At 77.0% G+C, this 14,672-nt stretch carries 10 protein-coding genes; 1 reads left to right on the forward strand and 9 read right to left on the reverse strand.

The genetic code is table 11. The features are described 5' to 3' along the window. Positions 1–111: 111 nt before the first annotated feature. The 5 genes from NDAS_RS14690 to NDAS_RS14705 all read right to left on the reverse strand — a co-directional run bounded on the left by NDAS_RS14690 (position 112) and on the right by NDAS_RS14705 (position 6,609). Entirely contained in the window at positions 112–1,587 is a 1,476-nt protein-coding gene (locus tag NDAS_RS14690) for a UDP-N-acetylmuramoyl-L-alanyl-D-glutamate--2,6-diaminopimelate ligase (RefSeq protein WP_013153996.1), read from the reverse strand. 242 nt (positions 1,588–1,829) lie between these two features. Then, positions 1,830–1,982, reverse strand: a complete 153-nt coding sequence (locus NDAS_RS28920) for a hypothetical protein (RefSeq protein WP_167539497.1) — start codon at positions 1,980–1,982, stop codon at positions 1,830–1,832. Between the two features lie 78 nt (positions 1,983–2,060). Next, positions 2,061–3,695 carry an alpha/beta hydrolase gene (locus NDAS_RS14695; protein WP_041553182.1) on the reverse strand — a complete coding sequence of 545 codons (1,635 nt, stop codon included), beginning with the start codon at positions 3,693–3,695 and terminating at the stop codon, positions 2,061–2,063. A 173-nt stretch (positions 3,696–3,868) separates the two neighbouring features. Next, a complete protein-coding gene (locus NDAS_RS14700) occupies positions 3,869–6,055 on the reverse strand; it encodes a CRISPR-associated protein (RefSeq protein ID WP_013153998.1) in 2,187 nt (728 codons plus the stop codon). A 179-nt stretch (positions 6,056–6,234) separates the two neighbouring features. Further along, positions 6,235–6,609 (reverse strand): hypothetical protein, encoded by a 375-nt coding sequence (locus NDAS_RS14705; RefSeq protein WP_013153999.1) that lies wholly within the window; start codon positions 6,607–6,609, stop codon positions 6,235–6,237. 358 nt (positions 6,610–6,967) lie between these two features. On the opposite strand from NDAS_RS14705, the gene NDAS_RS14710 reads away from it, so the two are divergent. After that, positions 6,968–8,116, forward strand: coding sequence for a hypothetical protein (locus tag NDAS_RS14710; RefSeq protein WP_013154000.1), 1,149 nt, complete (start codon positions 6,968–6,970; stop codon positions 8,114–8,116). Between the two features lie 60 nt (positions 8,117–8,176). On the opposite strand, the gene NDAS_RS14715 is transcribed toward NDAS_RS14710, so the two are convergent. The 4 genes from NDAS_RS14715 to NDAS_RS14730 are packed head-to-tail and all read right to left on the reverse strand — an operon-like array spanning position 8,177 to position 14,551. Continuing rightward, positions 8,177–10,405, reverse strand: coding sequence for a TIGR03986 family type III CRISPR-associated RAMP protein (locus NDAS_RS14715; protein ID WP_013154001.1), 2,229 nt, complete (start codon positions 10,403–10,405; stop codon positions 8,177–8,179). Beyond that, positions 10,399–11,154 carry a hypothetical protein gene (locus tag NDAS_RS14720; RefSeq protein WP_013154002.1) on the reverse strand — a complete coding sequence of 252 codons (756 nt, stop codon included), beginning with the start codon at positions 11,152–11,154 and terminating at the stop codon, positions 10,399–10,401. Before NDAS_RS14720 ends, NDAS_RS14715 begins: the two co-directional genes overlap by 7 nt. Beyond that, positions 11,151–12,776 carry an RAMP superfamily CRISPR-associated protein gene (locus NDAS_RS14725; protein WP_013154003.1) on the reverse strand — a complete coding sequence of 542 codons (1,626 nt, stop codon included), beginning with the start codon at positions 12,774–12,776 and terminating at the stop codon, positions 11,151–11,153. Before NDAS_RS14725 ends, NDAS_RS14720 begins: the two co-directional genes overlap by 4 nt. After that, positions 12,773–14,551 carry a hypothetical protein gene (locus NDAS_RS14730; protein ID WP_013154004.1) on the reverse strand — a complete coding sequence of 593 codons (1,779 nt, stop codon included), beginning with the start codon at positions 14,549–14,551 and terminating at the stop codon, positions 12,773–12,775. Before NDAS_RS14730 ends, NDAS_RS14725 begins: the two co-directional genes overlap by 4 nt. Positions 14,552–14,672 lie beyond the last annotated feature (121 nt).

Below are 14,672 nucleotides of genomic sequence, written 5' to 3' on the forward strand. Positions count from 1 at the left end.
GGTATCGACGACCGCCCCGGCCGGATCCGGCCGGGGCGGTCGTGCGTGCGGCTCCCACTCCCCCGCCGGGCGGCGTCCCCTCCCGGATGTCCGCGCGGGAGGGGAGCGGTCTCAGGCGCGGGCGAGGCCGCGCACGACCGTCATGTCGTCGAAGGGAACGAGGTCGCCGCCGACGCTCTGGTGGGTCTCGCTGCCCTTGCCCGCGACCAGGACGACGTCGCCCGGTTCGGCCGAGGACAGCGCGAGGGCGATGGCCCCGCGCCGGTCGCCGACCCGTGCGAAGGGTGTGCCGACCGCCTCGATGCCCGGGGCGACCTGGTCCATGATCGCCTCCGGGTCCTCGTAGCGGGGGTTGTCCGAGGTGAGGACGCACAGGTCGGAGTAGGTGGCCGCGATCTCGCCCATCCGGGCGCGCTTGGTGGTGTCCCGGTCGCCGCCGCAGCCGAAGACGGTGAGCACCCGTCGCGGGGCGAATCCGCGGATCGTGCACAGGACCTTGTCCAGCGAGTCGGGCGAGTGGGCGTAGTCCACGATGACGGAGACCCCCTCGGGTGTACCGAAGTGCTCGAACCGGCCCGGGATCTGCGGCATCCGGTCGAGGGCGTCCACCAGTGCGTCCAGGTCGTGGCCCAGGACGTGGCAGGCCGCCACCGCGGCCAGCGCGTTGGACACCGAGAACCGGCCCGGGACGGGGATCGCCGCCGGGTACTTGCGGCCGTCGTGGTGCAGGACGAACCGCGTTCCCGAAGAGTCGACGACCAGGTCGGTCGCCCGGTAGTCCGCGTCCGCGTCGACGGCGTAGGTGGTCACGGCGCCGGGCATCAGGGCCGGGATCGCGGCGCCCACGGGGTCGTCGGCGTTGACCACGGCGCGTCGGCACATGCCCTGGAACAGGAGCATCTTCGCCCTGGTGTAGCTCTCCATCGTGCCGTGGTCGTCCAGGTGGTCCTGGGTCAGGTTGGTGAAGACCCCGACGTCGACGAAGGAGCCGTCCACCCTGTGGTTCAGCAGTCCCATCGACGTCGCCTCCAGCACGACGCTGTCGCCGCCCCGGTCGCGCATACACGCCAGCAGGTACTGGAGGTCCGGTGACTCCGGTGTGCTCAGCACGGATCTCGGCATGGGGATGGGGGCGCCGCCGACCCGGGCCCCGGAGGTTCCGATGACCCCCACCCGGGCCCCCTCGGAGAGCGTCAGCAGCGACTCGTACATGGACGACACCGACGTCTTGCCGTTGGTGCCGGTGACGGCGACCACGTCCATGGCGCGTCCCGGTTCGCCGTGGTAGCGCGCCGAGACGAGTGCCGTCGCGATCCGCGCGTCCGGTACCCGGACCACGCACGCGCCGGTGTCCGCCGGCCGGTGTCCGGCCGGGTCCGGCCCCTCGACGAGCACGGCGGCGGCCCCGCGTGCGAGCGCCTCCCCGAGTGCCTCGGGACCGCCCGCGCGGTGTCCCGGCAGAGCGACGTAGAGCGAACCGGGGGTCACGCGGTCGGCGTCCAGGCACGGCCCCGAGGTGATCGGTGTGTCCTGGTCTCCGTGCAGTACCTGGTGGTCGTGGCCGTACAGCAGTTCGCTCAGCTTCACGGGAGGTCCCTTCGGGAGTGGTGCGGCCGGTGCCGTGGGCACGGCCGCACCAGCGGGCGCAGCCGACGGGGCCGGCTGGCGTGGAGAGTGGTGCGGGACTGGGAAACCCCCGGTCCAGCCCGCCATGGGCTCGGACGGAGGCGGGCAGGCGCGCGGTGCGCGCGGAGGGTGACGAGCCGCGGGGCGCGGGAGGTCGCGGGCGCGACCGCCTCCGGGGCGGCCGGAACTACGTGGAGAGGTCGCTAACCGTGGCCGTGCAGGGCCGTGAGGCCGGTGCGGGGCGTCGCCGGGGGGACGGAGGTCGACAGGCTGACGGTCGGAAGGGCCGCGGCGGCCGAGCCCGGGACGGGGGCGGTCCGGAACGGACCCTGCTCCACCTCGCGCGTATCGGCCATGACTGGAGTGTACGCGCCGGGCCTCGTGGACGGGCTCGGGTGTCGGTCGGCGGGCAGGTGGGCCCGGGGCCGAGGGCCTCAGTCGAGTGTGCCGGGGCAGGTGAGCCCGGGTTCGGGGACCTCGCCGGTGAGCAGGTAGGCGTCCACCGCCTCGTCCACGCACGGGCTGCGGCCCGTGCCGTAGACGGTGTGCCCCGCCCCGTCGTAGGTGACCAGGGTGGCGCTCTCCATCCGTTCGGCCAGGTCCTCGGCCCAGGCGTAGGGGGTGGCGGGGTCTCCGACGGCGCCCACGACCACGATCGGGGGCGCGTCCGGCGCGGTCGCCGCGGGGGCCTCCCCCGTCTCGGGCCAGTACGCGCAGGGCAGGTGGTCCCACACCGGGTCGGGGCCGAAGAGCGGGGCGAGGTCGGCCGCCTCGTCGGCGGCGTCGCGGTAGGCCTCCACGGTCGCCGGGTCGGCGCGGTCCGCGCAGTTCACGGCGGTGAACACCGCGCCCGGGTCCTGGTGCTCCGTTCCCGGTACGGCCTCGTCGGAGCCGGCCCGCGCGTACGCGCCGAAGGTGCGGTCGTGGAGCCGCCCGAGGTGGAGCGCGGTCCCCTCGGCGTCGTCCCCGGCGAGGGCGGTGAACAGGTCGGCGAGCAGGTCCCAGCCGTCCTCGCGGTACAGCTCCATGACCACCATGGCCGTCAGCGCGCGCCCGTCCACCGGGATCCCCTCGGCCTCGGCGGGGACGCGGTCGAGGCCGCGCAGGAGCGCGGCCGCCCGGACGTCGGCCTCGCTGAGGGTTCCGGCTCCGCCGGAGCCGGGGGCGCGGTCCGCTCCGGCGAACGGGCAGGCCGCGTCGCGGGCGCAGTGGGCCACGAACGCGTTCCAGGTGCCCTGGAGGGCGGCGACCTGCTCGACGGCGGCCCGCGCGTTGGAGGTGCCGGGCGCCGCGGCGCCGTCCAGGACCGCCGCCCGGACGCGGTCGGGGTACAGGTGGGCGTAGAGGGCGCCCAGGTGGGCGCCGTAGGAGTGGCCGACGAAGCTCAGCCGTTCCTCGCCCAGGGCGTCGCGGACGATGTCGAGGTCACGGGCGACGTGGACGGTGCCGAGGCGGGTCAGGAACTCCTCCCCCACGGTCTGCGCGCAGGCCCCGGCGTACCTGCGGGCGGCGTCCTCCAGGGGTTGGAGCTCGACGGCGTCCAGGTCGCCGGGGTCGGTACCGGCCACGCCCTGGCGCGCCTCGACCAGGGCGTACCGGTCCCCGCAGGCGAAGCCGCCGCTGTCCCCGACGCCGCGCGGGTCGAAGGAGACGAGGTCGAAGGCGGCGCGGACGTCGTCGCCGAACAGGGGCGTGTCCAGGGCCCGGACCCCGGAGGCGCCGGGGCCGCCCGGGTTGACGACCAGGGAGCCCAGGCGCTCCTGCGGCGGGCCGCTGGCGGGCGCGCGGACCAGGGCGATGTCGAGGGTCCTGCCGCCGGGCTCGTCGTGGTCCAGGGGGACCGTGACCGTGCCGCACTCCAGGCTCTCCAGCCACTCCGTGTCGGATCCGCGGTCGGCGGGGCCGATGGCGCGCGTGGTGGGTGTGGCCCGCCGCTCGGAGGGTTCGGTGTCGTGGTCGGAGGGTTCGGTGGTCCGCCCGTTCTCGTGACAGGGCCGCCAGGCCACGTCCTGGCCGAGGAAGGGGTCGTCGGCGGGAGGAGAGCAGGCGGCGGCCAGCACCACCGCCATGAGCCCACCGAACCCGGGGGCACCCACCCCGCACCGCACCGCCGACTCCGTTCACGCGTCCCGGCCCGCCTGCCCTCCCATCCTGCCCGGCGAGGGTGCCCGCAACCTCCGGGACGGGTCCGCCGACGTGCAAAAAGACGGTCAGGCCGAGCGCCCGGGGCGGCGCCGGCGGGTCAGAGCAGGCTGACGTCGGTGTCGAGCAGCGCGGGCAGGTCGTCGGGGGAGGCGATGGCCACGAGGGGGCGCAGGGGGTCGCCGAACGCGATCCGCCCGGCCCCGCCCTGCGGTGACGGGTCGGCGTGGGCGATCCAGTCCACGAGTTCGACCGCGCGGCTGACGTCGCCTCCCGGCCGGGTCAGGGCGACCACCGTTCCCGCCACGTCGCAGCGGGTGCCGAGGTGGGCGGTGGCGGCGAACACGCTCTGCGCCCACGCGCCCCGGCCCACCTCGCGCGCCTCCCCGCCGGGGTCGCGGCGCCGCCGCCAGCCGGGCGCGGTCAGGCCCACCGCGCGGTCGTCGAAGGTGAGCACCAGGCTGGGCCGCTCCTGCGCGGTCAGGCACTCCTCGGGGTCGGTGAGGGAGGCGTCCATCCACACCCGGACCGGACCGCTGGCCGCGCGCACGAGGGCGGCGCGGGCGGCGTCGAGCAGGACGGTGTCCACCTGGGTGCGGGCCGCGCGGCAGGCGTTGCCGGTCAGGGAGCCGTCCCCGTCCCCCGCTCCGGTGCCGGGCAGCGGCGTGTACCCGGGCAGGACCAGGTGCCAGTCGACGCTGGCGCGGCCCCGCAGGGGCAGTTCGCCGTGGGTCAGGCAGACCACGGTCCGCCTGCGCGCCAGCTGGTAGGTGGCGCAGGCGCCCGTGCGGCGGGCGGCCAGGGCCAGTCCCAGGCTCATCGCCTTGGTGCCGGTCGTGATGTCGGCGACGACCGGGGGCGGCGGGTCGGCCCCCTGTTCGCGGACGATCCAGCCCTGGGCGACGGCGGCGACCGCGTCGGCGTCGGAGCCGTCCACGGGGTCGGGGGTGAAGCGGACCCGGTCGCGGTACCCGGCCTCCCTGAGCAGGGCGGCGTCGGCGGAGGGGGCTCCGGGGTGCTCGACGGCGTACAGGGTCCGGGCGGCGGACTCGCGCATCCGGTCGCGCACGCTCTGCCTGGAGGGCAGGACCAGGGTGCGGGCCGGCCGGTGGGCGTGCACCGCGGTGAGGGTGCCCAGGCGGCTGCCGCCCAGGGAGGTGACCAGGACGGGTCCGTCCTTCGGTCCGGGGTGGCACCCGGGCGGCGGGGGCCCGGGGGCCTCCGGCGGCGCGGGGCGGGGGCCGGGAGCCGGGGATCCGTTCGTGTCGGAGGAGGCCATGCCCGGGAAGAACGCCCCGCGGATGTCCTCGAACGACGTCAGCCGGGACAGCAGGTCCTCCAGGCTCCACACGTGCACGCTGCGGGCGGTCAGGGCGGGGTTGTAGGCGGTGACGCGTTCGCGCAGCCCCGGGACCGCGGGCCCGGAGTGGACGAACAGCACCTGGACCGCGGTGCCGAAGACCCGGCGGGCCTTGGCCACCGTCCACCCGGCCCGGGCGACGACGTCCTCGGGGCGGGTCTTGGCCTCCACGCACAGCACGCGGTGGCGGTGGCGCAGGACGGCGTCGAAGTCGGCGACCGAACCCCCGGGGTGACGGGGGTCGGCGACCTGGCGAGCCCCGACGACCTCGGTGTCGGACCGGCGGCGCGTGTGGCGCAGCAGGTGGGACAGGACGCGGCCCTCGGCGACGACGCCGCGCCGCACGGCCGGGGCCAGGTCGGGAAAGCGCGCCTGGAGGGCCTGGCGTCCGCCCTGGACGAAGAGGCGCACGGGTTCGGGGTCGCGGTCCTCCAGCCAGTGGGCGCCGTGGATTCCGGCGAGGGTGCGCAGGTCGACGCCGTCGCTGACCAGGGGACGCCCCGGATGGGAGCCGTCGGCGGTGCGCAGCCGGTCGCGGACCGCGTCCAGGTAGTGGCGCCAGCGGCGGGAGCCGGGGTGCCGGTCCGGTGGGAGGACCCGCTCGTGCAGCAGGGCCGCGGCCACGCTCATCACCTTGGTGCCGCCGGTGTAGTCCAGGTACCAGGGTTCGCCGCCGTTGGCGCGGTGCAGGGCGGCCAGGGTGTCGGTGACCGGACCGAAGTCGTGCGGGTCGGGCCCCACGCTCACCACGCTCACCGACTCGGGGGAGGCCAGGCGCTCCACGGCGGCGGCGACGCGCCGTGCCAGCGGTCGGGTCCCGTCGCTGGCGACCAGGGCCAGGTGGTCGGCGCGCAGGGTGAGCGAGGACAGCAGCGCGGGGGTGGGGTTCTGTCCGACGAGCACGACGGCGGCACGGGGGCTGTCCACGGCGTCCTGTTTTCCGGGAGGGGGCGTCGGAGGACCACGCTATGCGGTGGGACCCCGTTTCTCCAGCGCCCGCGTCCGGTCCGGATGCCGTTCCCCGGCCGGCCCGGCCGCCGGGACCCTTCGCGTCACCCCGTTCCGGGCGAACGGGGGCGGGGCGCGGCGAGCGCGGGCGCACGTCGTCAGGGGACCGCCTCCGCGTCCCGGGGGCGGAGGCCGAGCCGCCCCAGGGCGCCGCTGACGACGAAGGACCGGCAGGCGGTGACCACGCCGCTGCCGTCGCGCACGAGGTCGGAGGGGACCAGCAGGTCACGGCGTTCGGGGTGCGCGGAGACGACCACGGAGGAGACGATGAACCACACGCCCTCCTGCGGTTCGGGGAGGTCGGCCCGGGTGCGCTCCTCGGCCACCAGCGGGACCCCGGCGACCTCCAGGCCCACGGGGACGCGGACGGCCTCCACCCGGGCCGGCCGGGTGGATCCGGGCCAGCGCCGGATGACGCGCGACCTCTCGTCCACGACTGTCACCACATGCGGCGTCAGGTTGACCACCAGCATCCGGTGACCTCCGTTCCTCTCGCTTCCCCGTCGGCCGGGCTGACCGCCGGGTCCGGCGGCGGCGCGCCCTCACCGCAGTCTCTCGGACACAGGGCACGTCCCCGGAGAACGACGCCGGACCGGGAAATCCGTAAACACTGAGGCCATTGTTACTGATATCCATTTTGCACTTGTTTATAGAAATTCATCCTGCTTGGTACAGGGGTCCGTCAATTGACATTTCCCCCTCGGCGGGCCTAATTTGATAGGTGACCTCCCGTTGGCGCGGGGGTGTCACCTGAGGTCTCGCGTTCTCTCACGCGCTTTCCCGGAGGGCTGGGGAAGCGTCCCGGCCCCGGACCACCGGGGAGAAGAGTTCGTGAGCACGCACCACTGCTCCGCCTGGGAGCTGTTCGGCTCCGCCGCCTTCCTGCGCGCCTTCACGCGCGTTCTGGGGTGCGGGCCGTGCTCCGCGGACGGAACCGCGCAGGGCTGCTCGGGTCACTCCGAACAGTTCGGCGACTATGTCGACCTGTGCGCCGAGCACTGCCCGTGCCCGGTGCACGGAGGCGACCCCGAGGGCGTCATCGCCGTGCGCATGCGCCGCGCCGTGCCCGACGGCACCGCCGTCGACCGCACCGCCGCGCACCGGCTGCGCGACGCCCTGGACGACGTGCGCCGGGACCGCTCCTACAAGAACCTGCGCCGGGTCTACCCGCAGGCCTCCTCCGACGGCCGGGTGCGCTGCGCGTTCTCCGAGCGCCCGCGGCGCTGGGCGCAGCGCCGCGACGTGTCCCGGGTCGCCGCGGACGTGGTCGACCAGGAGGCGCTGGCGATGCTGGTGCTCACCGCGGGCTGGGGCAACCCCGCCGCCGACCTGCCCGAGGACGTGCACCCGGGCGAGGCGGTCTCCTTCACCGAGGACGGCAGCGCCGTGCCCGTCGCCGACCTGCGCGGACGCGCCCTGACCGCGGTCGGGGAACCACCCATGGTCTCCACCGCCACCGGCGACTACCTGCTGCGCAAGCTGGCCGAACTGGCCTCCGGGCGCGACGCGGACGCGGGCCGCACCCCCGACCAGCGGCGCCGCCTGCTGCTGCGCGGCCTGCTGCCAGGCATGAGCGGCGAGGACGTCGCCCGCAGGCTCACCGGCGTGCTGGGCCGGATGGCGGTGGACATGCCCGTCCACTTCCGGCTGGTGCAGCAGGCGCGGGGGCGGGCGCGCAGCGCGCCCTACTCCCCCGTCCCCGACGCCCCCGAACCCGAGGAGGAGTCCCCGCGGCGGCGCGAGGTGCTGGACGCGTCGGAGCGCGCCTGGCTGGAGCGCACCGCCCGGGAGCTGACGGAGCGGGCCCAGGAGGCACGGGGGGACTTCGAGGCCGACCCCCGGGGCGCGCTCGACGCCCTGCTGTGCGCGCTGCTGGAGCGGGAGCCCGCCCCGGCGCTGTGGACGGGAGCCCAGGAGGACCCCGACCTGCGCGCGGACCTGCTGGAGGCGCTGGCCGAGGCCGTCGACGGACGCCCGTGAGGGGACGCGCCCACCCGGCGGACCCCGGGAAGAGGACGGACGGGGCGGCCACCGGCGCGCCTACGCGCCGTGCCCCGCCCGCCCTCCGGGCCTCCCGGCGTCGCGGAACCGCCGGGTGAGCGGGGGCAGCACCGGGTACTCGGCGAACTCGCGCAGGGACATCACCGCGGTCGCCTCCCAGGGCAGGCGGCCGCGCCAGCGGCTGGCCAGGCACACGTCCACGGCCTGGTCCACCTCCCGCCAGCGCCCGGGTGCGGGCTCGCCCGGCAGGCGTCTGGCCGCCAGGGCGGCGCCGAAGGCGTCCAGGAACCCCCGCACCCGCTCCCGCCCGGCGCGCACGACCCCGGCGCCCGGGTCCAGGGACAGCGCGCGGGCGCGCCGGTCCACCAGGTACAGCTCCGGGCGCAGGTGGACGCTGCCCATGCCCAGCGACTTGCCCATGCCGATCTTGTGCGCGTGCTCGGGGTCGGCGGGGTCGCCCCCGTCCACGGGATTGTCCAGCAGCAGGGCGCGCAGCAGCGCACCGAGTTCGCCGTCGGTGAGGTTGGTGAAAGTGATGCGTGAGCGAAAGGTGAGACCGTCGCGGAGGGGGACGACGTCGCGTTGGGTGTCGCGGGGCGGTTCGGGCCGGGATCCCGGAGCCAGCACCGTCAGCCCCAGCTCCTCCTGGGTGCGGGCGTCGTAGCGCACCGGTCCGCCCGGGGCGGCGCGGTGCCGGTGCAGGTACACCTTGTACCCGCCCAGCCGCACCAGGCCCTCGTGCGACCACGTGATGATGTCGGGCCGGTCCCCCGAGGCGGCGTCGGGTCCCTGGAGCAGGTAGTTGGCGAAGCAGCCCCGCTGGGGAGAGAGCAGCTGCACGCGCAGGGCCGCGCCGTCGGGGTAGTCCGGGTCGGGGTCGGTGCTCAGCGCGCTGCCGAAGGACACCCGGCCCTTGGACGCCCCCGACTCGCCCGCGAAGGTGTCGGTGTCGCCGAACAGGGCCCGGCACACGTCCACCGTGCGCCCCGCCAGGGCGGCCCTGCCCGGGTCGCCGTGCTGGGGGCCCAGGACGGGCGCGGGCAGGGCCCGGCGGACCGGGTTGTCGTCGCTGACGGCGATGCGGTAGCCGCCGGAGCGGCCGAAGGAGACCACCTCCCCGGACGCGTCGAGGTCGAACCAGACCGGTTCGAGCCCGCGGCGGGGCAGGCCGCCGCCGGCGGCCCCGGCGACCGGTTCGCGCACGGGGTCGGCCGCGCCCGTGCCCAGGGTGTCGGGGAAGGCGGCGCGCTGGTAGCCGGTGACCTGCTCGGCCGACTCGAACAGCTCCACCATGGCGTCCGGGACGCGCAGGCGTCCGCCCAGGTCGGCGGGCCGGGGGAAGAGGTAGGCGTTGCGGCGCCCACCCGCGGCGACCCCGGTCAGGACCACCAGGGCCCGCACCACCCCTCCCCCGCCCAGGTCGCGGGCGCCGTCGGCGCGGGCGTCCAGGTAGGCGCGGGCCTCCTCCTCGGTGGGGGCGACGGCGGCCACGCGCCGTTCCCCGGGCAGGTGGACGGCGTGCACCCACCGGTACTGGAGGTGCCCGTGCTGTTCGTGGGTGGTGGGGACGTAGGTGCTGCTCCTGGGAGGGTCGGGAAAGTCGTCGATGCCGAAGTCCCAGGTGCGCAGGCTCTCGCGCAGGACCGTGAAGGGCACCTTGAGCGCCTGGCCGGGCTCGCCCGACAGGGCGGTGGCGGGGACCTCGACCACGTACCAGCGCCCGTCGGACGGCGAGTGGAACAGGAACCCCTGCTTGGTGCGCAGCCCGGACCGGCGCCTGCGGTAGTGGGAGTGCTGGTGGGCCATGACCCTGCGGGCGCGCGCGGACAGGGCGCTGTCGGCGCTGTCGGGGTCGATGCGCACGGGCGCGCGGAAGAACAGCATCGGAGTGTTGACCGGACCGGTCTCGCCGCTGGTGAGCATGCGCACGGTGTTGCGGACCAGGCCGCGCAGGGTCGAGCCGGGGACGGCGGGCAGGTGGCGGTCGCCGTGCGGGAAGCGGGTGGAGGCGTTCACGCGCCCGCGTTCGAGGGTCTGGCCGACGAAGGTGGGGGTGAGGGTGGTCAGGGTCAGGTCGATCCACCCGGAGTGGGTGCCCGCCACGGTGCGGTCGTGGCTGCGCAGCAGGTCGCCGGTGGGGTGGTCGCCGTGCAGGTCGGCGGCGGGCATGGGGGTGTCGGCGATCCGGACCAGACCGTAGGGCGCGGTGGCGTGGAACCGTTCCGCCCGCGGGCGCGGGCCGCCGCCGCACTCTCCGGGGCTCACCACGGCTGCTCCGCCCGCCGGATCTCGTCGCCGGTGCCCACGTCGAACTCCGGCCCGGTCGGCTTGACCCCCGGGCGCATCCCGGTGAGCCGGTGGAAGGCCACGCCCACCGCGCCGGTGGCGGGGTCCTGCGCCCAGTACTCGCGCACCGTCAGCCAGGTGCCCGTGCTCTCCAGGGCGGTTCCGGCGCCGGGCACGGGCCGGAGGCGGCCGGAGAAGTCGGTCCACGCCACCGGGAGCACCGCCTGTGCGCCGGAGGGCTCCCGCGTCACCGACAGGGGCACCTCTCCGTCCAGGGTGCGGCTGGAGGAGGGGCCGTTCCAGCCCTGGAGGAGGAGGGAGCGCTCCCGCGGGCGCAGCTCCTCGGGGAGGTCGCCGGGGGCGTCCGCGCTGATCCACCCGGCCTCGGCTCCCTCTCCGAGCCGGATCTGCGCGTGCGGACCGAACACCAGGACCTCCAGGACCCGCCAGCGGTCGGCCGGCCCCGGGGGCGCGGCCGACAGGTGGGCGGTGGGCGGCTGGTCCGAGCGGCGCCACCGCGGCCCCGGGCAGGCGCCGGTGACGCGGCCGTCGCCGAGTTCGGCGAGCAGCCACTGCGGCCGGTCCGGTGCGCCGGGCACGCCAGGGACCCCGGTGTCGAGCAGGCGGCAGCGGACACCGTGGACGAAGACGTCGTCGAGGACTCCGTCGACCTGCGCGGCGGTCAGGCGGCGCACGGCCAGGCCGTGCGGGCGCGGGGGCTCGTGGTTCACCTGGGCTCCTCCGTGGTGGGCGCGGGGGCGAGCGCGGCGTGCAGGGCGGCCAGCCAGCCGCGGGCGGTGGCCGCGTCGGCGCTGTCGGGTGCGAACAGGGCGGTGAGCAGGTCCACCGTGTCCGGTGGCCCTCCGCCCGGGGGGTGGGTGGTCAGGAGGGCGCGGGTGGCGGTCAGGCGCCCGTTCCCGGTTCCGGCGCCCGCGCCGAGGGTGTCGAAGGGTACCGTGGCCAGCTCCCGCACGAGGAGGGCGAGCAGACCGCGGACGGCGTCGTCGGGCTCGCGCACGTCCAGGACCGCCTCGGCGCTGCCGCCGCAGTGCAGGTCGGTGGTGAACAGGCGGCCGTCCACGGCGTCGCCGAAGAGGGAGTCCACGGTCAGCCGGGTGGCGGTCAGGGGTGCTCCGCCGGTGAGCACGGGGACGGTGCGCAGCCGGATCCGGGCGGGGCGCGGGAGGCCGCGCCGGTCGGTGTCGGCGCCCCACCAGTGGTCGTGCCAGTCGCGCCACCGGTCCGGCCCGGCGCCCAGGTGTTCGGCCGCGTCCCGGACCAGTCGGCCGCCGATCCTCTTGAACAGGGCGAACAGCGCGGTGTCGCCCAGGACCGGGGCGGGGTGGACGGCGGCCTTGTCCGGGTCGGTGACGGCGGGGCGGTGGCGGTGTGCCCGGTCCGCCTCGCCCAGGCGTTCGGGGGCGGGGGCGTCGCCGACCATGAGCAGGCCGGGCCTGGGGTCGCGCGGCGGCGGGGCGGTGGGATCGGGCTGCTCGGCGACGGCCAGGGTCAGGTGGAGTTCGGCGCGGTGGCGGCGGTCGGGCCGGTGCGCGCGGGCGAGCGCGTGGGCGGCGGTGGCCCCGCGCCCGCAGGCGCGCAGGGCCCCGGTCAGGGCGGCGGCCAGGTCGGCGGGGGCGTCGGCGAGCGCGTCGGCGCCCTCCTCCCAGCGCCGGGCCCAGGAGCGCGCGTGGTAGGCGAGCCAGCCGCGCTCGTCGGTGAGGTCGTGGCGGCGCGCCGACCAGTGGGTGGCGCGGACGGCGCCGTAGCCGCGGCCGGTGCGCCCGCCCACGCGTATGCCGGGGCCGGACCCGCCGGGCCCGGAGAGTCCGTCGCAGGCCAGGAGCAGCAGGGTGAGCAGGCGGGCCTCGTCGGCCGGTGCGGGCACGTGCAGGCGCAGGTGGGCGGTGAACACGGTACCCGCGGGCAGGATCTCCCACCGCCACGTGCGGCCCGGCTGGACGGTGCCCGCGGCCGGGTCGACCCGGATGCCGGTGCGGACCGCTACCGCTGTGTCCTCGGGGAGTTCGGCGCGGGCGTCGTCCACGTCCAGCGCGCTCGCGGCGGCCCCCTCCCCGCCCGGCGCGGCCTCGGACTCCGCCGAGCCCATGAGGGCGCGGACGTCGTCGGGGTCGCCCGTGCGGGCGGCGAGTTCGTGGCGCAGCAGCCCGGCCAGGGTGGTGGCGCGCAGACGGGGCGCGCCGGTGACCGGGTCGCGGTCCACGTGCAGGTCCGCGTCGCTTCCGGCGGCGTGGCGGGGCCTGGCCCGGGCCGCCCCGACGTGGGTGTCGGAGAGCAGGCACAGCCGCAGGGTGACCTCCCACAGCAGCCCGGGCGGGGCTGGCTCGCCGCTCACCCGGGGCCTCCCCCGCCGGGGCGTCCCCCGTCCTGCTCGGCGCGCGGCAGGCGGGCGGCCTCGGCCAGCCAGGAGGAGACCAGGACCAGGGCGAGGCGTGCGGCGGCATGGCGCTCCCAGTCGCGGGCGCGGGCGGACAGGCCCCGGTCCCCGGGGGGCAGACCGTCGGGCAGGGAGAGGTCCACGGCGGCGACGGCCCGGGCGTAGGCGGGGCTGTGCACGGGGTGGGGCCGGTTGTCCCGCCACCAGGCCCCGGCCCCGCCGGACAGGTCCGACAGCCAGGACCGGACGCTGACGGGGCGGTCGTGGCCCGGGCGGACCAGGCGGGCCCGGTCCAGGGCGCGCACGGCCCGGCCGTGCGGGACCTTGGGGGTGCCCGTGTGGCCGGGGACGCGGCCGCGGACGGTGCGCCCGAGGGCGGCCAGGGCGTCCTCGGGGGTGGAGTGGGGATCGGCGGCGACCTCGCGCAGGCGCCCCAGCAGGCCGGGGGTGAGCGGGGCGAGCCGGCGGGCGGAGCCGCGGACCAGGGCGCGGGCGTGGTCGCGGACGGGCTGGACGGCGGCGTTCCACAGGAGCGCGTCGTACAGGGCGCGCAGCTGGTCGTCCTCCTCCCCCGGCGGGGGCGCCGCGGCGGGGACGGCGCGGCCGTCGGGGAGGGCGACGGTGCCCGGCGGGCGGCCCGCGAGGGGGGTGGCCAGCGGGGCGAGGGGTTCGGGGCCGGGAGGGGGAGGGCGGAGCAGGGTGAACTGTCCGTGGCCGTCCACGACCCGTTCGCCCAAGGGGTGCGCCTCCAGGTCGCGGACCCGCCCGGTGTCCAGGTCGCGGTCCAGGGCCAGGCGGACCACAGCGCCGGGGCGGGCGGCCCAGCGCTGGGCCATGGGGCCGTGGTAGCCGCGGTGGTAGGCGCCGACGAGCCCGGCCTCGGCGTGGCTGGCGAGGACGCGCGCCCGGGCGCCGGGCAGGCGCCGGGCCAGGAGGTCGAGGACGGCGGGCACCAGGTGCGCCGGGCGGTACTGGCCGTCGTCTCCCACCAGCAGCGCCGGGGAGAGCAGGAGCAGGTCGAAGGGGGTCCCGGCGGTCCAGGAGCGGGGGCCCGAGGGTTCGACGCGGTCGGGCGACAGGAGGCGGTCGGGGTCGGCGGGGGCCACGCGGACGCCGCCGTGGGCGCGGGTGCCCCCGGAGCCGAGGGTGAGGGTGCCGTCGGCCTGGGCCAGGAAGGCGGCGAGGCGTTCGGCGAGCGCCCGCAGGGCGGCGTGGTCGCGGGCGCGCAGCTGCCAGCGGGCCTCGAAGACCTGGCCGGGGTCGATGCTGGTGGTGAGGAAGGGCACGCCCCGGGGCGCGTCACCGGTGCGGGGGCGTCCGAGGTACTGCTCGGTGGTGGTGCGCACGGCGGCGCGCAGGGAGCGGTCCGGGGTGAGGGGGTCGCGGACCGCGCGGTAGGGCGTGGCCGGGTCGGTGGGGCCGAAGGCGTCGACGGTGGTGTCGCCGTCCTTGCCCGGCGTGTACAGGTGGGCGGGGGCGGGGTGGGCGGCCCCGGTCTCCAGAAGGGGGTGGGCGGGAGCGAAGCGGACCTGTTCGCCGCGGGCCACCCAGTCGTGGAGTTCGCGGTCGCGGCCGGCGCGGCGCAGCGCGGCGGCGAGCATGCCGCGCTGGGCCCGGCCGCTGACGGAGTGCTCGGAGTCCACGCGCAGCGGGTCGAAGGAGGTGCGCACGGCGAGGGTGTCGGTCAGGACGTAGCGCAGCGGAAGGTAGCCGCTCACCGCGAACCCGCTCACGTGCCCCCCTCCGTGTCCCGGTGCGGTCCGGTGCACCGCCGTGGTGTCCGCGCCGGCACCGGATCCGCGCCCCCGACGGTGTTCCCCGCCGGAGGGGCGGTGGGGCCGGGCGTCGCCGTGC

This window comes from Nocardiopsis dassonvillei subsp. dassonvillei DSM 43111 (assembly GCF_000092985.1).
GTDB lineage: Bacteria > Actinomycetota > Actinomycetes > Streptosporangiales > Streptosporangiaceae > Nocardiopsis > Nocardiopsis dassonvillei.